The organism is Amycolatopsis xylanica (assembly GCF_900107045.1).
Classification (GTDB): domain Bacteria; phylum Actinomycetota; class Actinomycetes; order Mycobacteriales; family Pseudonocardiaceae; genus Amycolatopsis; species Amycolatopsis xylanica.
The window spans coordinates 1,163,752-1,184,251 of sequence record NZ_FNON01000002.1 but is presented as its reverse complement, the minus strand read 5'-3'; the positions used below and the strand labels follow the sequence as shown (position 1 = coordinate 1,184,251).

The following is a 20,500-nucleotide window of genomic DNA, read 5'->3' as shown; positions in this document are numbered from 1 at the left end:
CCGCGTGGCGCTACAGCTGAGAAGCCGCTGATTCAGCGTCCGCGCGGCGTGACCAGGCCGGATTCGTAGGCGAGCACGACGAGCTGGGCCCGGTCGCGGGCCCCGATCTTCGTCATGATCCGGCTGACGTGCGTGCGCGCGGTCGCCGCCGAGATGACCAGCTGGTTGGCGATCTCGTCGTTGGACAGCCCGCCGGCGACGAGCGCGAGCACCTCGCGCTCGCGATCGGTGATCTCGCGGACCGCGCTGGTGTCGATCTGCCGGTTCTCCGGCCTGCCGACGAACTCCGCGATCAGCCGTCTGGTCACCGTGGGCGCGAGCAGCGAGTCACCGTCGGCCACCACCTTGATCGCGCGGAGCAGCTCGACCGGCTCGGTGTCCTTGAGCAGGAACCCGCTCGCGCCGGAGCGCAGCGCGTCGTAGACGTACTCGTCGACGTCGAAGGTCGTCAGCACCAGGACCTTCACGTGGTCGAGGTCGGGGTTCGAGGTGATCTTGCGGGTGGCCTCGATGCCGTCGACGCCGGGCATCCGGATGTCCATGACGACGATGTCCGGCTTGAACTCGGTGGCCATCGCGACGGCTTCTTCACCGTTGCCGGCCTCACCGACGACCTCGAAGCCGTCTTCGGTCTCGAGTAGCACGCGGAATCCAGCACGCACCAGCACCTGGTCGTCGGCCAGCAGAACGCGGATCATGGCGCCCCCTCGATCGGTAACTCGGCTTTGATTTCGAACCCGCCGTCTACAACGGACGCCGTGAGCCGTCCGCCGAGCGCCGCCGCCCGCTCACCCATGCCCCGCAAGCCGTGCCCGGGTTTCGGCTGAACCGCTCCCGTCCCATCATCCCTGACGACGAGCAGGAATTGGAGGCCTTGTTGTCCGAAATGGACATCGATCTTGGTCGGTTCGTGGGCATGGCGCACGACATTGGTCAGCGACTCCTGCAAGATCCGGTAAGCGGCGCCGTCGACCGGCGCGGGCAGCTCACCGGGTTCACCGTGAACCTGCACCTCAAGCCCTGTCGCGCGGGCGTGTTCGATCAGCTCCGACATCTGACGAAGGCTCGGCGCCGGTGCCCTGTCTTCGCCGCCGCGCAGCAGCGCGACCGTCGCACGGAGGTCCTTGAGCGCCGAAGCGCTGGCTTCCTTGATGTTGACCAGCGCTTCCTTGGCCTGATCCGGCCGCCGGTCGGCGACATGCGCGGCGACCCCGGCCTGAACGTTGATCATCGCCAGGCTGTGCGCGACGACGTCGTGCACCTCGCGCGCGATCCGCAGCCGCTCCTGCTCGGCCATCCGCTGCTGCTGCTCGGCCGCGCGCTCACGGTTCGCGGCGATGACGGCCACCCGGTTCTGCACAGCCGTGCCGATTCCGATCACCGCGCTCGCCAAGACGAGCACCACCACGCCACGCATGTCCGGCAGGAGTGGGCCGCCGGTGATGAGGTAGGCGATCCAGCCACCGGTGATCAGCGAACCCGCGGCGATGCTCGCGACAACCCAGCCGCGCACCCTGGTCAGCACGAACAGCGCGATGGTCGGCAGCACGAACGCGGGACCGAGCGCGTAGTAATGCGCCGCGAAGTACGCCCACGTGAGTACGCCGGAGACGAGGAAGACCGTCAACGGGAAGCGGCGCCGCACGATCAGCGGCAGCCCGGCGGCCGCGAGCCAGAGGTAGGCGAACGCGTCGAGCCGGTGCGTTTCCGGCTGCCACCTGGCGGCCCCGGTGTGCACGGCGAGCACGAAAAGGGTCGCGATGACCGCTGTCACCACGTCCGCCTTGCGCGCTGTCTTCCACACGGGAGGCAAACTACTCCGAGTAGAGCGCCAACAGCGTCAGCCGAGAAGCGGTTCTCGTACTACGTCAGGTGCGGTATTCCGGCTCAGCTGAACATGGGCAATTTGCCCGCTGCACCCACCTCGACTAGCACTCTATGTAATCAGTCCCGTTCGCTAGGTAGTGGCCCGCGAGTACACAACCAACACTCACGTCTAGCACGCGAAAACTTGATGAGCGTGCCATCTCTATGCGCAGGGTGGCCAGTGAGCATTCCGCAGTAGTTCAAGCGGGACTGACGAACGGCGGAGCACCCACACACATGCAGGTCACGATCTCGACCACCTTCCGATCGCGTAGGGACTCCTCGGACCACACGTCGGCCGCCTGCGGTAGGTCACACACTTCACGCTTTCCGCTCCCTAGCACCTTTGGGAAGGTTCACACGAACGAGTGGTTCGAGTCGGGCGCTTGTGTCGCTAAACAGGGAGTCACACGTCAGGTCGATACCGTCTTCGACGTCCAGGCGGCAGGCTCGCCTGGACGTCTTGTTGTTCGACACTCGAAGAGTAGGTGTTGGTAGCGTGATTGAGCTACAACTAATTGATCATGACGAGACGGACCTCGAGCCCGACGGTTTCGCATCAAGTATTCAGCTAGTGACCCCCGAGGTCGCAGTCGAAATTCTCAAGCAGAACGAAGGGAACCGGAAGCTTGATCGTGCCACGGTAGAAATCTACGCCGGAGCGATGAAGCGCAACGAATGGCGACTGTCACATCAAGGAATCGCAATCGACCAAGAAGGGGAGCTGCTGGATGGGCAACATCGCCTTGCGGCCGTAGTCAAGTCCGGCAAAACCGTCCCAATGCTGGTAGTTCGCGGCGTGGATCGCAATTCATTTAGCATCGTTGATACAGGCAAGCGTCGAAGTGCCAGCGACAGTCTTCGTACAATTGGAGCAGCGGACGTCATTCACCTTGCCGCCGCACTGAGGTACGTGCATCTTTGCGACACACTGCCTGGCGATGCCGCATGGAGTGGACATCGCGCAAGGCTTACTAACGATCAGATACTCGAACTTCATGAAAAGCACCCTCGAATGATCGAGTGCGTTCGACGAGCCCGTCCAGTTGCAGGCACGATTGGCATCATTGCATCAGCCTGCGCTAGCGCGATCTATCTGACCCGCCGAAGTGCGCCGGAACTGGACCAGGAGGATTGGTTTAACGGTGTCATCACAGGCGCCAACCTGGATGAAGGAGACCCCCGACTCCGACTGCGTGCATTCTTTCTCAATGCCCGTGCACAGAACGGCCGAAGGCGGATGGATGCCAGAGAACACATCGCCGTGTACCTCAAGGCCTGGAATGGGTGGGTACGTGGCGAAAAGCGCCAGGGACTTGCGTTCAGGAAAGGAGAGTCCTTGCCGAAGCCGATCGAAATCTAACGTATTCCTGGCCGACAGGCGGCGAGGTGGAGCTCGAAACCTGCCGGCTAGAAATACTTCATTGAGCCGACTTTTGTTAGTCCGAAAATCGTATACTGCCCGGAAAGCATACGTGAGTTAGCTCAACTTCTCCACACTCTTCTATTACGAAATAATAAACTTACAATCGAGCACGACTGGTGCGCCTCAACGAAAACGTTTGGCGAGTGGGAGCAAAGCTGGATGGATCACCGTTTCGGAAGCGGCCCAGGAGAGCACTGGGTCCGCTTATACGGACCCAGTTGCAACGGGGCTTGCGCAGCAGTTCAGAACATCGTCTAGCTCTCCAGCGCAACTGAACTATTAGGGCCGCACGCAGTGAAGACCACTCGAGCCGAGTGAGAAACGAACTCGGGCAGGGGCTGGCCACGAAATAGGCCACCCCTGCCCGAAATTTGAGTTGGAGGTACAAATAGTTCCGAACCGGCTCAGCTGAACATGGGCAATTTGCCCGCTGTGTCCTCATCGGCGGGCGTGTAGGTGGTCATCACGATCTCGGACCGGCGGCCGAGATAGAGGTAGGCGAAGTTGAACCGCAGCATGCCGACCTCGGGATGCAGGAACCGCTTGGTGAGGATCCGCTCGGAGCTGACGTCATGCTGATCCCAGACCTGCTGGAAGAACGGCGACTCCTCCCGCAACCGCTTGACCAGGCATTTCCACGCCGGTTCGGTGAGGTGCTCGGCCATCGCGGCCCGGAACCCGGCGATGACCCTCGGCAGGTTGATCTCCCAGTCGGGCAGGCGGCGGCGCCAGTCGGGGTTGGTCAGGCACTGCAGCAGGGTGTTGCGCTCTTCGAACGGGATGGCGTCGACGTCGCCCATCAGCCAGTTGTAGGACCGGTTGTAGGTGAGCAGGTCGCAGCGTGCGTTACGGACCGCGACCGGGAGCGGCTCCAGCTGGGTCAGCATCGTCTGCATGGCGGGCGTGATCACCCGGCACTCGGACTGGATGGCCGGTTCGGGCGCGCCCGCGAGGGTGAACAGGTGGGTGTGCTCGTAAGGGTCCAGGCGCAGCGTGCGCGAGATGGCTTCGAGCACCTGCTCGGAGGCGTTGATGTCCCGGCCCTGCTCGAGCCAGGTGTACCAGGTGACACCGACCCCGGCGAGCTGCGCGACCTCCTCGCGCCGCAGGCCGGGCGTGCGGCGGCGGCCGCCCTGCGGCAGCCCGACCTGCTCGGGCGTGATGCGCTCGCGGCGGCTGCGGAGGAAGGACGCCAGCTCGTGGCGCTGGACGGCAACGGTCATGTATCCAGGTTCGCACAGGCGTGAGACGGGTGCCAGGTAGTCGTGGTACCAGGATGAACAGGCTCCTGGTACCAGGTTCCCTGGCGGCGGATCGTAGTACCCATGACCTTGACTCAAGCCGCGCCGACGCGCGTAGTCAGGCCGGGCCTGTCCAGTGCTGGCCTGGTCACCGTGCTGCTGGGGGCGGCACTTCCGATCATCGACTTCTTCATCGTCAACGTCGCGCTGCCGACGATCAACGCCGATCTGCACGCGTCCACCGCCACGCTCGAGCTGGTGGTCGCGGCGTACGGCATCTCGTATGCGCTGTTGCTGGTGGTGGGTGGGCGACTGGGGGACGCCTACGGCCGCCGCCGTCTGTTCTTCATCGGGCTCATGGCGTTCACCGTGACCTCGCTGCTCTGCGGAATCGCGCCATCTGTCGACATGTTGGTGCTGGCCAGGGCCCTGCAAGGGGCGGCGTCGGCGTTGATGCTGCCGCAGGTGCTTTCGATCATCCAGGCGTCGACATCGGGGGAAAGCCGGTCGAAGGCGCTGGGACTCTACGGCGCGATGGGCGGGATCTCGACCGTCGTCGGCCAGCTCGTGGGCGGACTGCTCGTCTCGGCCAACCTGTGGGGCACCGGCTGGCGGCCGATCTTCCTGGTCAACGTGCCGATCGGCCTCGTCGGCCTCTGGCTCGCCCGCCAGACGCTGCCGGAGAGCCGCTCGGAGAACCCGCATGGCGTCGACCGGCTCGGCACGGTGTTGCTGGGTGTCTCGATCCTTTCGCTGCTGGTCCCGCTCATGGAAGGGCGCGCGCTGGGGTGGCCGGTGTGGAGCATCGTGCTGCTGGCCGTGTTCCCACTCGCCGTCTGGGGTTTCGTGGTGGTGGAACGGCGGATCGAGCGGTCCGGTGCGATGCCGCTGCTGCCGCCTTCGGTGATGCGGATGCCGTCGATGCGCCGCGGGCTGATGGTGGGGGTGCCGTTCTTCGCGGGCTTCGGCGCGTTCATGTTCGTGGTCGCCGTGACGCTGCAAGAGGGTCTGCACTTCGGGCCGCTGAAGTCTGGGCTCGCGCTAACCCCGATGGCCGTCGGATTCTTCACGATGTCGCTGGTCAGCAGCCGGTTCGTGACGCGGTTCGGTCAGCGGGTCGTGGTGGCGGGCGCCGCGTTTCAGCTGATCGGGCTGCTGGTGCTGGTCGGGACGGTCGCGATGGCCTGGCCATTGGTCACCGTGCTGGACCTGGCGCCGGGGATGTTGCTGGCCGGGATCGGGCAGGGGCTGGCGATGACGACACTGTTCCGGGTCGTGCTTTCGCGGGTGCCCACCGAGATCGCCGGTGTGGGTAGTGGCGTGATGACCACGACTCAGCAGACGTCGCTGGCGCTGGGGGTCGCGACCTTGGGGAGCCTGTTCGCTTCGCTGATCGGGTCGGTGGGCGTTCGGGACGCGTTCATGACGGTGATCGGGCTGCAGGCGGTGCTGACGGTGGGGGTCATGTGGTTCGCCCGGCGCCTGCCGGATCCGCGGGGGTAAACGGGGGTCGTGAACGTTGCGGGCGGGTTCTAACCGCCCGCAACGCTCACGAGCCCTTCAACTTAGGGTAACCTAACTTCATGAGTGAGCTGGTCGAGCGGGCCCGTGCCCTCGCCGATGACGTACTGTTTCCGGCCGCGGCCGAGGTGGACGCGAAGGGTGAGGTGCCACGCGCCCACTTCGACCGGCTGGCCGCTGACGGCTTCTATGGCTTGGCGGCGCCTGCCGAGGCGGGCGGCGCCGGGGCCGAGTTCCCGGAACTGATCGCGGTGCTTGAGACGCTCGCAGGCGGCTGCTTGAGCACGATGTTCACCTGGATCCAGCACCACGGACTGGTGGTCGGCCTGCTCTCGTCGTCGAACGAGGCTCTGCGCGACAGGTACCTCGCCTCGCTGATCAGGGGTGATCTGCGCGCCGGGGTCGCCTACGCGGGCGTCATCCCGACGCCGCCGCGGATGCGCGCCACCCGCGTCGACGGTGGGTACATGTTCGAAGGCGAGGCGCCTTTCGTGAGCGGCTGGGGCGGCATCGATGTGCTTCAGCTTTCCGGACGGGACGGCGACGCCGTGGTCAGCGCCGTTATCCGGCCGGTGGCCGGGCCGAATCTCGCGGTCAGGCGGCTGGAGCTGGTGGCAGCGCAAGGCACCGCTACCGTCGGGCTGACCGTGGACGGCCTGTACGTGCCACGAGAGAACGTCTTCGCCGAGGTGGCTTACGCGGACTTCGTCGCCGGGAACACCTTCGCGTCGCGGCTGAACGGCTGCGCTCCCCTGGGAATCGCCGAGCGGGCGGCCCGCCTGATCGAAGACGCGGGGAAGCCGGAAACCGCCGCTTCCCTACGCGCCGAGCAGACAAAGATCCGAGCCGCGCTGGACGTGGGGTTGGCCGATCCGGGCGCGCTGCCACAGGCCAGGGCACGGGCCGCCGAGTTGGCTTTCCGGTCGGCCGGTGCCCTGGTCGCGGCGGTCGGCAGTGGTGCCGTGCTCGCCGGTCAGCACGCACAGCGGCTGGTCAGGGAGGCGACGTTCTTGCTGGTCGCGGGCAGCAGGCCGGTGATCAAGTCGGCGCTGCTCGAAAAATTCGAGATTCACCCGTCGGAGAATGGGCTCGCCGAGCGACGATGAGGATGTGACGGAACCGCGGGTGCGCCGGGACCCGGCCTTCGCGCTGCTGGCTCTGTACGAGTCGGCGTTGCCGGAGGTCTATGGGTACTTGCTGTCCCGGTGCGGTGATCGCACGCTGGCCGAGGAGCTGACGTCCGAGACCTTTCTCGGCGCGGTCAGTGCCTGCCGCAAGGACTACGCACCCGAGGTGAGCACCGGGTGGCTGATCGGCGTCGCCCGGCACAAGCTCGCCGACCACTGGCGGCGCAAGGAACGTGAAGAGCGCGGGCTCCGGATCGTCCACGACAGTGAACCCGAGGTCACTGATCCGTGGGACGAGCAGCTGGACGCGCTGCTGGCCAGGCAGGTGCTCGCGACGCTCGGTCCGCATCACCGGTCCGCGTTGACGTTGCGCTATGTGGACGGGCTCGGGGTGCCCGAGGTCGCGGCGCATTTGGGACGCAGCGTGCACGCGACCGAGGCGTTGCTGGTCAGAGCGCGCATGGCGTTCAGGAAGGCCTATCAAGAGAAGGAGGGCAGCGATGCTTGATCCGTTCGACGCGCTTCGCCGTCCTCCGCAGCCCATCGAACCTGACGCGGACTTCGCCGAGGAGCTGCTGACGCGGCTTCGCGAAGCCGTGTTGCGAGGAGACGACATGACCACGACCGAGGCGCCGTCGCGCGCCGAAACCCGTTCGCTCGCGCCTTACCTGGCTGTTTCCGACGCGCGGGCGGCGTTGGACTTCTATGTCGAGGTGTTCGGCGCGACCCGGCGGGGCGATCCGATCGTCATGGAGGACGGGAAGATCGGGCACGCGGAGCTGGCCATCGGCGATTCCGTGCTGATGCTGGCCGAGGAGCACCCCGAGATCGGGCACGTCGCCTCGACGACCGGTGGGGCGTCGGTGCGGGTCGAGGTGTCCGATGTGGACGCGAGCTTCACCAGGGCGGTGGAGCTGGGCGCCGAGGTGATCCGGCCGGTGACGGCGTCGCCCTATGGCACGAGCGGGGCGTTCCGTGACCCCTTCGGCCAGCGGTGGCTGGTGTCGCAGGCGGCGGCGCCGACCGCGCCGGGGCAGAAACCCGCCAAGCACGGTGAAGCCATGTACTTCACCTTCCAGGCCCCGGACGACAAGGCCGCGAAGACGTTCTACAGCGCCGTGCTGGGCTGGCAGTTCTCGGCCGGGCGTGTCGAAGGGGCTTGGGGCTTCGAAGGGCCGGGGCTCCCTGGCGGGCTCTGGGGCGGGCAGTCCCAGGTCGGCTGGAAGCTGATGTACGCCGTCGACGACCTGGAGGCGGCACTCGAGCGGGTTCGCGCGCAGGGCGGGCGGCCAGGGGAAATCGAGCACAACCCGTATGGCGACACCGCGGATTGCACCGACGACCAGGGCATCGAGTTCTGGCTCTGGCGCAAGCCCTAGCGGCCCGCGGCGTATCCCTGCGCGCCCCGCGCGTTGGCGGCGGCGCGCAGGATGCCGGTGGCAGGGTCGCGCGAGACGGCCGACAGGCGGCCGAGTGACCACGGTCCGGCGTCGACGACCTGGTGACCTCGCTCGGCGAGTTCGTCCATTGTGGACTTTCCGAGCCGTGATTCGACGACCAGCTCACGCGGTGTCCACGAGCGCGGGTAGAACGAACTCGGGAACGCGGTGGTGTGCCAGGCAGGCGAGTCGATGGCCTCTTGGAGGTTCAGGCCACCGAGCGTGTGCGCCAGCCAGAAGCACAGCTGCCACTGGTCTTGCTGGTCGCCGCCCGGCGTGCCGAACGCGATGGTCGGCTCGCCGTGGCGCAGCGCCATCGACGGCGAAAGCGTGATGCGCGGGCGTTTGCCTGGGCGCAGCGAGTTCGGCAGGCCCTGTTCGAGCCAGAACATCTGGGCGCGCGAGTCGAGGCAGAAACCGAGTTCGGGGATGGTCGGGCTCGACTGCAGCCAGCCGCCGGACGGGGTCGCGGACACCATGTTGCCCGCGGCGTCGACGACGTCGATGTGCACGGTGTCGCCGCGCGTCTGTCCCTGCGGGCCGATGGTCGGCTCGCCGGTCGCCCCCGAACCCGCTTGCGCGCCACGGAGTTTCTCGATGATCGACGGCAGCCGGCCGCCGTTGCCCGGCCGGAGTTCGGCACTCGCCTCATCGGTGATCAACGCGCGGCGCGCGGCCGTGTACTCGGCGGACAGCAGGACGTCGAGCGGGACGTCGGTGTCGCCGTACCAAGCCTCGCGGTCGGCGAACGCGAGCTTCGCGCACTCGGTCGCCAGGTGCACCGTGCGCGCCGTCGGCACGCCGTCCACATAGGACAATTCGTCGCGGAAACCGTCCAGCAGCAACACTTGCTGCGCGAGCGCCGGTCCTTGCGTCCAAGCTCCGAGCTTGACGAGTCCCCAGTCGCCGACATCGGTGATCAACGCGTCTTCGTAGGTCGCTTCCCAGCTCGCGAGATCGTCCGCGGTGAGCAGGCCGGCGTGGTCGCGGCCGGAGTCGTCGCGGAACGCCTGGCGGCTGAACGCGTCGATCGCCTCGGCGATGAACCCACGCGACCAGGCCCGGCGCGTGGTCTCGATCTGGGCGTCGCGGTCGTTGACGGACTCGGCCTCGCGCAGCAGCCGTTCCCAGGTCGCGGCCAGCGCGGGATTGCGGTGCAGTTCGCCCGGCCTGGCGTGCAGCCACAACTCGGCCGATGAGGTCCAGTGATCGCGGAACAAATCGGACACCGCGGCGATCGTTTCGGTGACGCGGTCGACGAGCGGGACCCCGTCACGGGCGTAGGCGATCGCGTACTTGAGCACGTCACGCAGGCGTTTCGTGCCGTGGTCACGCAGCAGGAGCAGCCAGCCGTCCCACGCGCCCGGCACTGTCGCGGCCAGCAGCCCGGAGCCGGGGATGAGATCGAGGCCCAGGTCGGCGAAGTGTTCGGGCGTCGCGGCGGCGGGCGAGACACCCTGGCCGGCGAGCACGCGGGGCGTCCGGTCCGACGCGGTCACGAAGATCGCGGGCACTTGCCCGCCGGGGCCGTTGAGGTGCGGCTCGGCGACTTGGAGCACGAACCCGGCGGCCACTGCCGCGTCGAAGGCGTTGCCGCCGTCTTCGAGCACCGCCATGCCGGTGGCCGAGGCCAGCCAGTGCGTCGATGCCACCATGCCGTGGGTACCGGCGAGTTCCGGCCTGGTCGTGAACACGCCTCAGATCCTACGCGTTGCTAACTACTTTCACGTAGCGATGAGCAGGCACGAGAATCAGCCCATCGGCACTCGGCGCGTGATGATCGAACGGTCCCTCGTCGATCCAGCCTTGCCGCTCGTAGAACCGGCGAGCCCTGGTGTTGCCCTCGACCACGGCGAGCCAGGCCTTTCCGTGGCCGTTGCGCACGACCACCTGCTCCGCCGCGGTAAGCAGCACCGCCGCGACCCCGGCGCCCCGATGGTCGGCCGAGACGTAGACCTGCTCGACCTCGTCGGCGATCACCATGACGAACCCGGCGAGCACCCCGCCGACCACCGCGACAACCGTTTCGCCGACCTGCTCGGCCGCACGCGTCGCGAACGACTCGTCGGTGCGGACCTCGACGAGCCCGTCGGGGACATGGCCGAGATGCGCGTCGTGCCAGCCGTCGCGCCAGATCTTGGCGACGGCGGGCACGTCGGCCGAAGTAGCAGGTCGCACGGTTACAGACATGCGCAGACCCTAGTACTCAGGCGTTGACCTCGCGGCGCACGCGGGGACGGCCGATGCCCTGCCAGCACAGGCCGACGTCCAGGATCGCTTGCGGGTCAAGGAGATTGCGCGTGTCGACGACCGTGTCGCCGTCCATCTGCTCGGCCATGTAGGACCAGTCGAGGCGCTTGAACTCGTCCCATTCCGTCAGCACGACGACCACGTCGGCCGCCTTCGCGACCTGGTACGGGTCGTCGACGACCGTCATGCCCGCGATCTCGCCGCCGACGGCCGGGTCGTAGGCCGTGAGCTCGGCGCCGAGCGCGCACAGGACCGAGGAGACAGCGAGCGCGGGTGAGTCACGCAGGTCGTTGGTGCCCGCTTTGAAGGCCAGGCCGAGCACGCCGATGCGGGCGCCGTTGAGCGTGCCGCCGACCGCGCCCGCGATCTTGGCGACCACGCGGTCGCGCTGGGCGATGTTCTCCTCGATCGCGGAGTTGAGCAGACCGAAGTCGTACTGCACCGACTCGGCGATCTTGACCAGCGCGCTGGTGTCCTTGGGGAGGCAGGAGCCGCCCCAGCCGGGGCCTGGCTTGAGGAAGGAGCGGCCGATGCGGCGGTCGTAGCCCATGCCCTCGGTGACGACCGTGATGTCCGCGCCGAGTCGTTCGCAGAGCTCGGCGATCGAGTTGACGTAGGAGAGCTTGACCGCGAGGAAGCAGTTCGCCGCGTACTTGACCAGCTCGGCGCTGGCCGCGTCGCAGATGACGGTGGCCGAAGCGAGGTCTTCGTAGAGCGAGCCGACCCAGGTGGCGGCTTCGCGGTCGTCCGAGCCGACGACGATGCGGTCTGGGTTGAGGAAGTCGACGACCGCGGTGCCCTCGCGGAGGAACTCCGGGTTCGACACGACCGGGATGTCCGAGCGGCCGACCATCTCGCGGATCCGCCGCGAGGTGCCGACGGGCACGGTCGACTTGGTGATCAGCGCGCAGCCGGACGGCAGCACGTCGCCGATCTCTTCGGTCACCGCCTCGACGGCGCGCAGGTCGGCCGATCCGCCCGCGCCCATCGGGGTCGGCACGCAGAGGAACACGCCCTCGGCGTCTTGGACGGCCTCGCGGGCGCCGACGACGAAGGTGAGCCGCCCACTGGTCAGTCCCCTGGCGACCAATTCGGACAAACCGGGTTCGAGAATGTCGACCCTGCCTGCCGAGAGCCGCGCGACCTTTGCCTGGTCGACGTCCACGCACGTGACGCGGTGACCCAGGCTGGCCAAGCAGGCCCCCGTGGTCAAGCCGACGTATCCGGTCCCCACCACCACGATCCGAGCTGCGGTCATGATTGCGAAGGTCTCAGCCCGAGTTGACCGCGAAACTAACAAAGGTGGGCCTCCCCGAGTACTCCTCACGACAGGTGAGGCAGCACACTGGCGACGAATGTGCGAACGAGCGTTAACCTGTTCTCGGTCTCACGCAGGTCATGAAGGGATGAACATGCAGATCACCGACACGTCCGCGATCGTCACGGGTGGCGCTTCCGGTCTCGGCTTCGCCACCGCATCGGCGCTCGCCGCGAAGGGCGCGCGGGTTTTCGCGCTCGACCTCGCGGGTTCGATCGAGAAGGCCGAGAAGGTCGAAGGCGTCACCTACGTCGAGGCCGACGTGACGGACCCCGAGCAGGTCCAGTCCGCCGTCGACACGGCGGCGGGGTCGGGGCCGCTGCGGACCGTGGTGAACTGCGCGGGCATCGGCCCGGCCGGGCGCGTGCTGTCCAAGAAGGGCCCGCACGACCTCAACCTGTACGCCAAGGTCATCCAGATCAACCTGATCGGCACCTTCAACGTGCTGACGCTGGCCGCGGAGGCCATCGCCAAGACCGAGCCGCTCGAGCACGACGCGCGCGGCGTCATCATCAACACCGCCTCGGTCGCCGCCTACGACGGCCAGATCGGGCAGGTGGCGTACTCCTCGTCCAAGGGCGGCGTGGTCGGGATGACCCTGCCCGCGGCGCGTGACCTGGCCTCGCACGGCATCCGCGTGATGACCATCGCGCCGGGCATCATCGAGACGCCGATGCTCGCGACCGTCTCCGAGGAGTTCCGCGCCACGCTGGCCGCCGGTGTGCCGTTCCCGAAGCGCCTGGGCCGGGCGGACGAGTACGCCCAGCTCGCGCTGGCGATCATCGACCACGACTACCTGAACGGCGAGGTCATCCGCATGGACGGCTCGCTCCGGATGGCCCCCCGTTAGGGCCTCGGAAAACCCCGAAAGTGACTTTCGTCAGGTCCCATCTGACGAAAGTCACTTTCGGGGTTTGAAAACTGACCAATGCCACATTGGGATTTTTTTCCAGGGCCGGGGGGTCAGAGGTCGCCTAGGTAGGGGACGTTGGCCATGGCGGGGCCGGACATCCAGGCGCGGAGGGCTCGGGTGGCTTGGACGTCGTCCTCGTTGTAGCGCAGGAGTCGGTCGCGCTGGGTGGGGTCGGGGAGGCCGCCGTCCATGCCGACGGCGTCGCGGTACCAGCCCATCGAGGCTTCGCCGCCCGCTTCGGGGTCGCGCCAGGTGAAGCCGGCGACCGGGGCGATCACCTTGAGGCCTTTGCCTTGGGAGCACAGGAACTGGTCGGTGACGCTGCGGAAGAGGTCGACCCACTCCTCGGAGTCCACAAAGGACTGGATGTCCTTCTTCGTCGGGATGCCGGGGTATTCGGCGAACCGATCGGCCGAGCCGAAAAGCCAGCGGTTCTCGGCCATCGCGTTGTAGCAGTAGGCGCGGAAGGTCAGGCCCGCCGCGGCCGTGCGCTCGCGGACTTCGCTCAACCAGGCCCAGAACTCCGCGAACGAGCGTGCCTCGTCGGTCGTCGGGAGCGGGTCCCAGGTGACGAACGCGCGGTAGCCCTGCGGCAGGCCGATGTCGGCACCGGTGAGCAGCGAACCCCACATGTAGGCGCCGGATTCGCCGAAGCTCTCCATGTCGACGTCGACCTCGACGTCCGCGCGCGGGACGAACACGTCGCGGGTGCGGCGGACCACCGTCAGGTCGGCGAGCCAGGCGCGCGCGAGGTAGACCGCGTCGGAGAAGCTCGGGCCAGTCCATGGCATCGGCGGTTCTTCGCCGGGGTTCATCGCGGCCAGTTTGTCCACAGTGGAGATTCCGGCCTTGCGCAGCTCGGCCGCGTCCTCGCCGCGTGCCACGAGACTGACGTCGCGCGCGTTGTTCAGCTCGGTCTCGCAGGTGGGCCACCACGGGCAGCGGCGGCATTCCAGCACGCGCGACGGCTCCGCGAGCGCGGGATCGCCGTTCGACGCGGCCGTCGCGATCGCGAGCCGGTCCGCGAACCGGGTCTCGTACTCGGCGAGCGCGCTGCGGCCACCCGGCCAGGTCGGCGCCGCGAGGTCGTGCCAGACGACCACGTCGGCGTCGAGCCCGATGACGCCGCCGATCGCACGGCCGGTTTCGGCGTGACCGAGCGTCTCCAGCATCTTGCGCAGGTGGACCAGCCGCAGCAGATCACGCGGCTGCGAGCGGACCTTGCGCGCCGGATCGGGCAGCTGGTTCGCCGCGTCGAGGTCGAGCATCGGGGTGGTCATCGCGCCGGAGCCGCGGTCGGTGATGCGGTGCCGCACGACCAGCACCGGCAGGTACCCCTGACTGGTCCGGACCAGCAGTTCCGAGCCACCGCGCCGGTGCCCGACGCGGTCGGCGGGCAGCAGGCCGCCCCAGATGTAGCGCGCACCGGCCGCGAGCGCGTTCTCCGTGGCTTCGACGCGCTCGGCCGCGGGCTGGTCGCGCGCGATGGTCACCCAGCCGTCGCCGGCGTTCGCGGCCTCTTCGAGTTGGCGCGCGATCTCCCTGCGGTGCGCGGTCGCGTCGGCGATGCGTTGCTCGGCCGCGGGGTCAGGCGGGGCCAGCGGAACGTCACGCATGGCCGGGTCGTGGTCCAAATGCACACGACGACGACAGCGGCTGACCGCGCCAGCATCGAGGAGAACATCCGGGCCCATGGAGGTCACTCTATGCAAGAAGCCGGACACCGACATGCTCGCGGTCACCGGTGCCAGTAAGTTCGTGACCAAGCTCCCGGAGGTAGACCATGGCGCGCAAGGTCAAGAAGGACGCGGGTGAGGGCAAGTTCACCCCCAAGAACGCACGCAACGCACTCGGCGTGGCGAAGGTGATCGCGCCCGCGGTGATCCCGGTCGTGGCGCCGTACGCGGTGCAGGCGGCGGGCGCGGTTCGTGAGGCTTACGACCGCTACCAGGCACGCAAGCTCGGCGTCGACGTTTCCCGGCTCGCCGAGTTCACCGGGCGCGGCGCGAAACTCCACGCCCGGATCTCGGGTCTGGCCGACGGTCTCGTCGAGCTTTCCCTGTCTTCGAAGGCGACCGCGGCTGACAAGGAGTTCGCCGACCGCACCAAGGGCACGCTCGAGCAGCTCGCCGCGTCCGTGCGCGCGGCCGAGCGGATGCCTGCGCCGCGCCGCAAGTCCGCGCACCGCGCGGTCGCCGGTGAGCTGGACGTGCTGGAGGGCCAGCTGCTGCACCGGCTCGGCGTCTAGTCGCCCACGAAGTCGACGCGGACGGCGACCAGGGCATTGTCGCCGTCGTAGTCGGCGTACACGGGGAAGAAGCCGTCACCCCAGGTGGTCATCGCGAAGAGCACTCGCGCGCCGCCGACCTCGACGACCCCGGCTTCTTCCGCGGTGGCGCGAACCTGGGCCATCACCTGCCAGTGGTGCGAGTGCGGACGGAAGTCGAGCTTGAACCGATGCTCGGGATTCGCCTGCTGCCAAGCGACGATCGCGCGTCCGCGCTCGACGGCCTCGCGCATGCCCAGGCCGACCCAGCCCCAGCTCGTTTCCTCGCCTGGGATTCCGGTCCGGGTCGCACCGAACTCGGCCGCGACGGCTTCCTCGGCACGCCCCCAGAAGACCAAGTCGGCCTTGCCGTCGATCGGATCGTGGTGTTCCCAGTGACTCAACGCGTCGACATCGCCGAAGAACAGGCGTGCCCAGTCGACGCAGATCGAGCCGAGCCGCACAGTGCGCGCCGCCGGTGACTCCGAGACGGCCAGCCGCAGACTTTCCCACGAGTACTCGTCATCCGGCATCCGGGTTCCGTCGACCCTCAACGGCCGGTCGACGGGCAGACCGCCGACGGCCACCATCGGCAGACCGAAGACGGCGAACTCGCCGTCAGCGCCCTGCCTGGCGCGCTCGGCATGCGGCGTCTCCGGTTCTTCCGCCACCCGCGCCGGATGCACGTCCAGCCCCGCGACGTCGAGCTCGGCCGGTGACCGCTCGCCCGACCAGATCCCGAGATGACCGCCGTCGCCGATCACCAGCACACCGGACGGACACGTGATTTCGCCGAGTTTGCTCCATTCCCCCATACGGGTCAGGCTAGTCGGTCTTCACGAACCCCTTCGCGACCATCCAGTCGCGTGCGACCTCACCGTGGTCGCGGCCGTCGACGTCGACCTGCTTGCACAGCTCGATCATCTGCTTGTTGTCGATGGCCTTGCTGACCGTCTCGAGTGGCCCGCGCAGTTCCGGGTGCTGCTTGAGGAAGTCCGAGCGCAGCGTGGCGACGGCGTTGTACTGCGGGAACGCCTTCTTGTCGTCGTCGAGCACCTTGAGGTTGAGCCCGGCGATGCGGCCGTCGGTCGTGAAGATCTCGCCGATCGGGCAGGTGCCGCTCGACACGGCCGAGTAGATCGTGCCGATGCCGAAGTTCTTCACCACCGGTTGCTGGAAGCCGTACGCCTTGACCGCGGCGGGGAAACCGTCCTGACGGCTGGTGAACTCGGTCTCCAGGCAGAACACCGCTTGATCTGGCCGCTCCTTTAAGAAGCGAGCCAGATCCGAGGTCGTCTTCAGGTTGTTCTGCTGCGCGTAGGCCTCGGTGACGGCGAAGCCGTACTGGTCGTTCAGCGGCGAGTAGTTCAGCCAGCTGATGCCGAACTTCTCCTCGTCGGCCTTCTTGGTCGCTTCGTACTGGGCCTGCTCACCGCCGGGCACGGGCAGTTCGTTGCCCTGGTAGTTGATCCAGCCGGTGCCGGTGTACTCCCACGTGACGTCGGTCTGGCCGCCCAGCAGGGCCTGCCGTGACGAGTTCGAGCCCTTGATGTCGGTCAGGTCGCGCACGTCGGCGCCCGCCGCCGACAACGCCATCTCGGCCATGTACGCCAGCAGGATGTTCTCGGTGAAGTCCTTGGACCCCACGGTCACCTTGACGTCCTTGAGCGCCGGGATCGGCTGGATCGAGCCGGGCTGGATCGTGTACGGGAGCGAGGTGTTGACGTCCAGGCCGCACGCGCTGGTCAACGCCACCAACGCCACGGCGGCGAGTGCCCGAGCCTTCATCGCAGTCCCTTCGGTCCGAGCAGCTGTTCGGCGACCGCGCCCAGCCAGTCCACCAGCAGCGCCAGCCCGACGGCCAGTACCGAGCCGGTGACCAGCACCTTGGTCAGGTTGAGCTTGTAGCCCGTGTCGATCAGCAGCCCGAAGCCGCCCGCGTTGACGAACATGCCGAACGTCGCCGTGCCGACCGCGAGCACCAGCGAGGTGCGCAGACCGGCCAGGATCAGCGGGATGGCCAGCGGGAACTCGACGCGCCACAGCACGCCGGACGAGGACATCCCGATGCCGCGGCCTGCGTCGATCAGCGCCGGGTCGACCTGTTGCAGGCCGACCATCGTGTTGCGCAGCACGGGAAGCAGCGAATAGAACGCCAGCGGCAGCGCGGCCACCCACAGCCCGCCGGTCGCGCCGGTGATGATGAACCACAGCACCAGCACGCCCAGCGCGGGCGCCGCCTGGCCGATGTTCGCGATCGCCAGCAGCACCGGCGCGGCCCAGCGCGCCCACGGCCGCGTCGCCATGACGCCGAGCGGTACCGCGACGACCACCACGATCGCCGTCACCACCAGCGTCATCAGCAGGTGATCGCCGAGCGCGGCGAACAACGAACTCGCGTTGAGGGTTTCCTTCTCCGTGGCGGAAAGGTCGCTCGCGAACACCACCGCGAGCACTCCGCCGACGATCAGCAGCACCGCGGCGGGCTGGGCGAATAGCCGGACCCGCTCGGCACGTTTGGAACTGGATTCAGTGGAAAACCCCGTATCGACAGCAGCCGTCATTCCGCCACATCCCCGTTGTGGTCCTCGCGCAGCTTCTGGATGGTGGCGATCACCGTGTCGAGTTCGATCGTCCCGGCGTACTCACCGCGCGCGCCGGTCACCGGCACCGCGCCACCTTCGGCGAGCATCGCCTCCAGCGCGTCCTGCAGCGTCGACTGCAGGGTGACGATGTCGCGCAACGGTTTCCCGGCCGTGGCCAGCGAACTCGCGGTGCTGAGCTGGCGCAGGTGCACCCAGCGCACCGGCCGGCGGCGCTGGTCGAGCACGAGCACGAAGTGCTTGTTCCGCTGCACCAGCTTCTCGCGCACATCGGCGGGCGACTCACCGATTTCCGCCGTAAGCGCTTCCTGCTGGAGTTCGACGTCGCGGACGCGCAGGAGGGTCAGCTGCTTCAGCGAGGCGCCGGCGCCGACGAAACCGGCGACCGTGTCGTCGGCCGGGTTCGCGAGGATCGACTCCGGGGTGTCGTATTGCAGGATTGTCGACTTGTCGCCAAGAACGGCGATCTTGTCGCCGAGCTTCACGGCCTCGTCGAAGTCGTGCGTGACGAACACGATCGTCTTCTTGAGCTCGGTCTGCAGGCGCAGCAGCTCGTCCTGCAGGTTGCCCCGGGTGATCGGGTCGACCGCGCCGAACGGCTCGTCCATCAGCAGCACCGGCGGGTCGGCGGCGAGCGCGCGTGCGACGCCGACGCGTTGCTGCTGACCGCCGGAAAGCTGACGAGGGAAGCGGTCGCGGAAGTCGGCGGGGTCGAGGCCGACCAGGTCCATCATCTCCTCGACGCGGTCGTTGATCCGCTTCTTGTCCCAGCCGAGCAGCCCGGGCACCACGGCGATGTTCTGCGAGACGGTGAAGTGCGGGAACAATCCGGCCTGCTGGATCGCGTAGCCGACCCGGCGCCGCAGGTCGTCGGCGTCGATGCTGAGCGCGTCCTCGCCGCCGATGGTGATCTTGCCGGAGGTCGGCTCGATCAACCGGTTGATCATCCGCATGGTGGTCGTCTTGCCGCAGCCGGACGGTCCGACGAAGACCACGATCTTGCCGGCGGGCACGACCATCGAGAAGTCGTCGACGGCGGGTTCACGGGTGCCCGGATAACGCTTGGTGACGTTCTCCAGTTCGATCTCGACCCCGGAGACCTCGTTCTCAGCCACGGACACCCCTCGAAACAGTAAGCCGGTTGATCAGGACGTAAACGCCGTCGAGCAGCAGCGCGAGGATGACCACGCCGACCGTGCCCGTGATGGCCTGGTTCAGCGAGTTGGCGCTGCCCGCGTTGGACAGGCCGGAGAAGACCTCGGAGCCGAGGCCGGGGCCTTTGGCATAGGCGGCGATGACCGCGATGCCCATCAGCATCTGGGTCGCGACGCGCATCCCGGCGAGGATCGCGGGCCACGCCAGCCGTAGCTCGACCCTGGTCAGCACGCCGAAGCGGCTCATCCCGATGCCCTTGGCCGCGTCGCTGATCGCCGGATCGACGCCGCCGAGGCCGACGATCGTGTTCCGCACGATCGGCAGCAGCGCGTAGAGCACCAGCGCGACGACCGTGGTGTCGGCGCCGAGCCCGAGCACCGGGATCAGCAGGCCCAGCAGCGCGAAGGACGGCACGGTCAGGATGGTGCTGGCGAGCGCCGTGGCCAGCGCGGAGCCGACCGGGCTGCGGTAGACCGCGACCCCGATCAGCACGCCGATGACCGCGGCCAGGATCGTGCACTGCACCACCGCGCTGACGTGCAGTAATGCCTGGAGGGACAGCCGGTCCCACCGGTCGGACACGTACTCGAGAATGTTCATTGTCTTGGGAACTCCCACCGCCGAACGTCTGCCAACCGTTGCCTATTCACCTGGGTTCGGCAACCTTCGCGTCCGGTTTGGAGGCTTACTTAAGCCCCTGACCAGCGCTAATTACTGTCAAGATGCCATTCGTGTGAGTCGCCCACCGCTGTCGTGCTCACCACGCGAGAAGCTGTCGCTTTGGCACTGGTTCGTCCCATAGAGTGAGCCGGGTGAGCATCCGGACCAACGAGCAGAGCGCCTTGCGCGTGGTTCGTGGTGCCCTGCTCGCGGTCTCGTCGGCGGCGCTCGCGGTCAGTGCGCACGCGATCGCGGACGGTGGTGTGCCGGACGCGGCGCTGACCTTGCTGCTCACCACGCTGATCGGCTGGACGGCCACGGCGCTCGCGACCAAGAGCCGCGGCGCGCTCGGCACGGTGGCCGTGCTCGGCGCCGGGCAGGTCGTGATGCACACCGTGCTCACCACGCTGGTCACGCACGCCGAACTGCACAGCGGCGGCTCAGGGCTGCTGCCGAGCGGGCCGATGTTCGCGACGCACGCGCTCGCGACGCTGGCCACGGCGCTCCTGCTCGCGCACGCCGACACCCTGTTGCTCACGGCGGTGGCGGCGCTGCGGCTGCTGCTCCCCGTCGTCTGGCGGCCGGTCCCCGTTCCGGCCGCACCCGCCCGCGCGCTGGCGTTCCCGCCGGTCGCCGGGCATCTCACGCGCGTCACACTGCGCCGCCTGCATGCGCGACGCGGTCCGCCCGTTTACTCCTGAACCCTCATTTTCCC

Annotated in this window: 20 protein-coding genes; 8 read left to right on the top strand and 12 right to left on the bottom strand. The window is 67.8% G+C overall.

Features of this window, described 5'->3' with window-relative positions:
* Positions 1-32: 32 nt before the first annotated feature.
* Both BLV57_RS13425 and BLV57_RS13420 read right to left on the bottom strand, forming a co-directional pair.
* Positions 33-698 (bottom strand): response regulator, encoded by a 666-nt coding sequence (locus BLV57_RS13425; RefSeq protein WP_091288953.1) that lies wholly within the window; start codon positions 696-698, stop codon positions 33-35.
* Entirely contained in the window at positions 695-1,804 is a 1,110-nt protein-coding gene (locus BLV57_RS13420) for a sensor histidine kinase (protein ID WP_245757293.1), read from the bottom strand. The genes BLV57_RS13425 and BLV57_RS13420 overlap by 4 nt, the downstream gene beginning before the upstream one ends.
* 561 nt (positions 1,805-2,365) lie before the next feature.
* Between BLV57_RS13420 and BLV57_RS42830 the strand changes: the two genes are divergently transcribed.
* Entirely contained in the window at positions 2,366-3,229 is an 864-nt protein-coding gene (locus tag BLV57_RS42830; RefSeq protein ID WP_143047048.1) for a ParB N-terminal domain-containing protein, read from the top strand.
* 467 nt (positions 3,230-3,696) lie between these two features.
* Here BLV57_RS42830 and BLV57_RS13415 read toward each other — a convergent pair whose 3' ends face one another.
* Positions 3,697-4,515, bottom strand: coding sequence for a helix-turn-helix transcriptional regulator (locus BLV57_RS13415; RefSeq protein WP_091288952.1), 819 nt, complete (start codon positions 4,513-4,515; stop codon positions 3,697-3,699).
* A 102-nt stretch (positions 4,516-4,617) separates the two neighbouring features.
* Between BLV57_RS13415 and BLV57_RS13410 the strand changes: the two genes are divergently transcribed.
* From BLV57_RS13410 to BLV57_RS13395, 4 genes are all read left to right on the top strand, one after another.
* The gene (locus BLV57_RS13410) at positions 4,618-6,036 is read left to right on the top strand and encodes an MFS transporter (RefSeq protein ID WP_091288951.1); all 1,419 of its coding nucleotides are present in this window, start codon (positions 4,618-4,620) and stop codon (positions 6,034-6,036) included.
* Positions 6,037-6,116: 80 nt separating this feature from the next.
* Positions 6,117-7,160: an acyl-CoA dehydrogenase family protein gene (locus BLV57_RS13405; RefSeq protein ID WP_091288950.1), complete on the top strand. Its 1,044-nt coding sequence runs from the start codon at positions 6,117-6,119 to the stop codon at positions 7,158-7,160.
* A gap of 4 nt (positions 7,161-7,164) precedes the next feature.
* On the top strand, positions 7,165-7,689 hold the full coding sequence (locus tag BLV57_RS13400) for an RNA polymerase sigma factor (RefSeq protein WP_091289133.1): 525 nt from the start codon (positions 7,165-7,167) through the stop codon (positions 7,687-7,689).
* Positions 7,682-8,560 (top strand): VOC family protein, encoded by an 879-nt coding sequence (locus BLV57_RS13395; protein WP_091288949.1) that lies wholly within the window; start codon positions 7,682-7,684, stop codon positions 8,558-8,560. The genes BLV57_RS13400 and BLV57_RS13395 overlap by 8 nt, the downstream gene beginning before the upstream one ends.
* On the opposite strand, the gene BLV57_RS13390 is transcribed toward BLV57_RS13395, so the two are convergent.
* The 3 genes from BLV57_RS13390 to BLV57_RS13380 are packed head-to-tail and all read right to left on the bottom strand — an operon-like array spanning position 8,557 to position 12,128.
* Positions 8,557-10,314, bottom strand: a complete 1,758-nt coding sequence (locus BLV57_RS13390) for a gamma-glutamyltransferase family protein (protein ID WP_091288948.1) — start codon at positions 10,312-10,314, stop codon at positions 8,557-8,559. The genes BLV57_RS13395 and BLV57_RS13390 overlap by 4 nt on opposite strands.
* Before the next feature lie 10 nt (positions 10,315-10,324).
* Entirely contained in the window at positions 10,325-10,810 is a 486-nt protein-coding gene (locus tag BLV57_RS13385) for a GNAT family N-acetyltransferase (RefSeq protein ID WP_091288947.1), read from the bottom strand.
* A 16-nt stretch (positions 10,811-10,826) separates the two neighbouring features.
* The gene (locus BLV57_RS13380) at positions 10,827-12,128 is read right to left on the bottom strand and encodes a UDP-glucose dehydrogenase family protein (RefSeq protein WP_091288946.1); all 1,302 of its coding nucleotides are present in this window, start codon (positions 12,126-12,128) and stop codon (positions 10,827-10,829) included.
* 154 nt (positions 12,129-12,282) lie between these two features.
* Between BLV57_RS13380 and BLV57_RS13375 the strand changes: the two genes are divergently transcribed.
* Complete coding sequence (locus BLV57_RS13375) at positions 12,283-13,038, top strand: SDR family NAD(P)-dependent oxidoreductase (RefSeq protein WP_091289132.1); 756 nt, start codon at positions 12,283-12,285, stop codon at positions 13,036-13,038.
* Between the two features lie 113 nt (positions 13,039-13,151).
* On the opposite strand, the gene BLV57_RS13370 is transcribed toward BLV57_RS13375, so the two are convergent.
* A complete protein-coding gene (locus tag BLV57_RS13370) occupies positions 13,152-14,795 on the bottom strand; it encodes a TM0106 family RecB-like putative nuclease (protein ID WP_176968588.1) in 1,644 nt (547 codons plus the stop codon).
* An 89-nt stretch (positions 14,796-14,884) separates the two neighbouring features.
* Here BLV57_RS13370 and BLV57_RS13365 point away from each other — a divergent pair, with 89 nt between their 5' ends.
* A complete protein-coding gene (locus BLV57_RS13365) occupies positions 14,885-15,349 on the top strand; it encodes a DUF6474 family protein (RefSeq protein ID WP_091288945.1) in 465 nt (154 codons plus the stop codon).
* Here BLV57_RS13365 and BLV57_RS13360 read toward each other — a convergent pair.
* From BLV57_RS13360 to BLV57_RS13340, 5 genes are read right to left on the bottom strand one after another with little or no spacing between them, the layout of a single operon-like run.
* Positions 15,346-16,182: a hypothetical protein gene (locus BLV57_RS13360; RefSeq protein ID WP_091288944.1), complete on the bottom strand. Its 837-nt coding sequence runs from the start codon at positions 16,180-16,182 to the stop codon at positions 15,346-15,348. The genes BLV57_RS13365 and BLV57_RS13360 overlap by 4 nt on opposite strands.
* Positions 16,183-16,192: 10 nt before the next feature.
* Complete coding sequence (locus tag BLV57_RS13355) at positions 16,193-17,155, bottom strand: glycine betaine ABC transporter substrate-binding protein (protein ID WP_091288943.1); 963 nt, start codon at positions 17,153-17,155, stop codon at positions 16,193-16,195.
* Positions 17,152-17,931, bottom strand: coding sequence for an ABC transporter permease (locus BLV57_RS13350; protein WP_091288942.1), 780 nt, complete (start codon positions 17,929-17,931; stop codon positions 17,152-17,154). The genes BLV57_RS13355 and BLV57_RS13350 overlap by 4 nt, the downstream gene beginning before the upstream one ends.
* Positions 17,928-19,091 (bottom strand): ABC transporter ATP-binding protein, encoded by a 1,164-nt coding sequence (locus BLV57_RS13345; RefSeq protein WP_176968587.1) that lies wholly within the window; start codon positions 19,089-19,091, stop codon positions 17,928-17,930. Before BLV57_RS13345 ends, BLV57_RS13350 begins: the two co-directional genes overlap by 4 nt.
* Positions 19,078-19,725, bottom strand: a complete 648-nt coding sequence (locus tag BLV57_RS13340; protein WP_091288941.1) for an ABC transporter permease — start codon at positions 19,723-19,725, stop codon at positions 19,078-19,080. Before BLV57_RS13340 ends, BLV57_RS13345 begins: the two co-directional genes overlap by 14 nt.
* 263 nt (positions 19,726-19,988) lie before the next feature.
* Between BLV57_RS13340 and BLV57_RS13335 the strand changes: the two genes are divergently transcribed.
* Positions 19,989-20,486: a hypothetical protein gene (locus tag BLV57_RS13335; protein ID WP_091289129.1), complete on the top strand. Its 498-nt coding sequence runs from the start codon at positions 19,989-19,991 to the stop codon at positions 20,484-20,486.
* The last annotated feature ends 14 nt before the right edge of the window (positions 20,487-20,500 follow it).

Excerpts from the sequence above, each read along its gene's own strand:
- BLV57_RS13355 (WP_091288943.1), bottom strand. The coding sequence starts at position 17,155 with ATGAAGGCTCGGGCACTCGCCGCCGTGGCGTTGGTGGCGTTGACCAGC.
- BLV57_RS13385 (WP_091288947.1), bottom strand. The coding sequence starts at position 10,810 with ATGTCTGTAACCGTGCGACCTGCTACTTCGGCCGACGTGCCCGCCGTC.
- BLV57_RS13415 (WP_091288952.1), bottom strand. The coding sequence starts at position 4,515 with ATGACCGTTGCCGTCCAGCGCCACGAGCTGGCGTCCTTCCTCCGCAGC.
- BLV57_RS13375 (WP_091289132.1), top strand. The coding sequence starts at position 12,283 with ATGCAGATCACCGACACGTCCGCGATCGTCACGGGTGGCGCTTCCGGT.
- BLV57_RS13370 (WP_176968588.1), bottom strand. The coding sequence starts at position 14,795 with ATGGGCCCGGATGTTCTCCTCGATGCTGGCGCGGTCAGCCGCTGTCGT.
- BLV57_RS13360 (WP_091288944.1), bottom strand. The coding sequence starts at position 16,182 with ATGGGGGAATGGAGCAAACTCGGCGAAATCACGTGTCCGTCCGGTGTG.
- BLV57_RS13340 (WP_091288941.1), bottom strand. The coding sequence starts at position 19,725 with ATGAACATTCTCGAGTACGTGTCCGACCGGTGGGACCGGCTGTCCCTC.
- BLV57_RS13410 (WP_091288951.1), top strand. The coding sequence starts at position 4,618 with ATGACCTTGACTCAAGCCGCGCCGACGCGCGTAGTCAGGCCGGGCCTG.
- BLV57_RS13395 (WP_091288949.1), top strand. The coding sequence starts at position 7,682 with ATGCTTGATCCGTTCGACGCGCTTCGCCGTCCTCCGCAGCCCATCGAA.
- BLV57_RS13350 (WP_091288942.1), bottom strand. The coding sequence starts at position 17,931 with ATGACGGCTGCTGTCGATACGGGGTTTTCCACTGAATCCAGTTCCAAA.
- BLV57_RS13405 (WP_091288950.1), top strand. The coding sequence starts at position 6,117 with ATGAGTGAGCTGGTCGAGCGGGCCCGTGCCCTCGCCGATGACGTACTG.
- BLV57_RS13425 (WP_091288953.1), bottom strand. The coding sequence starts at position 698 with ATGATCCGCGTTCTGCTGGCCGACGACCAGGTGCTGGTGCGTGCTGGA.
- BLV57_RS13365 (WP_091288945.1), top strand. The coding sequence starts at position 14,885 with ATGGCGCGCAAGGTCAAGAAGGACGCGGGTGAGGGCAAGTTCACCCCC.
- BLV57_RS13380 (WP_091288946.1), bottom strand. The coding sequence starts at position 12,128 with ATGACCGCAGCTCGGATCGTGGTGGTGGGGACCGGATACGTCGGCTTG.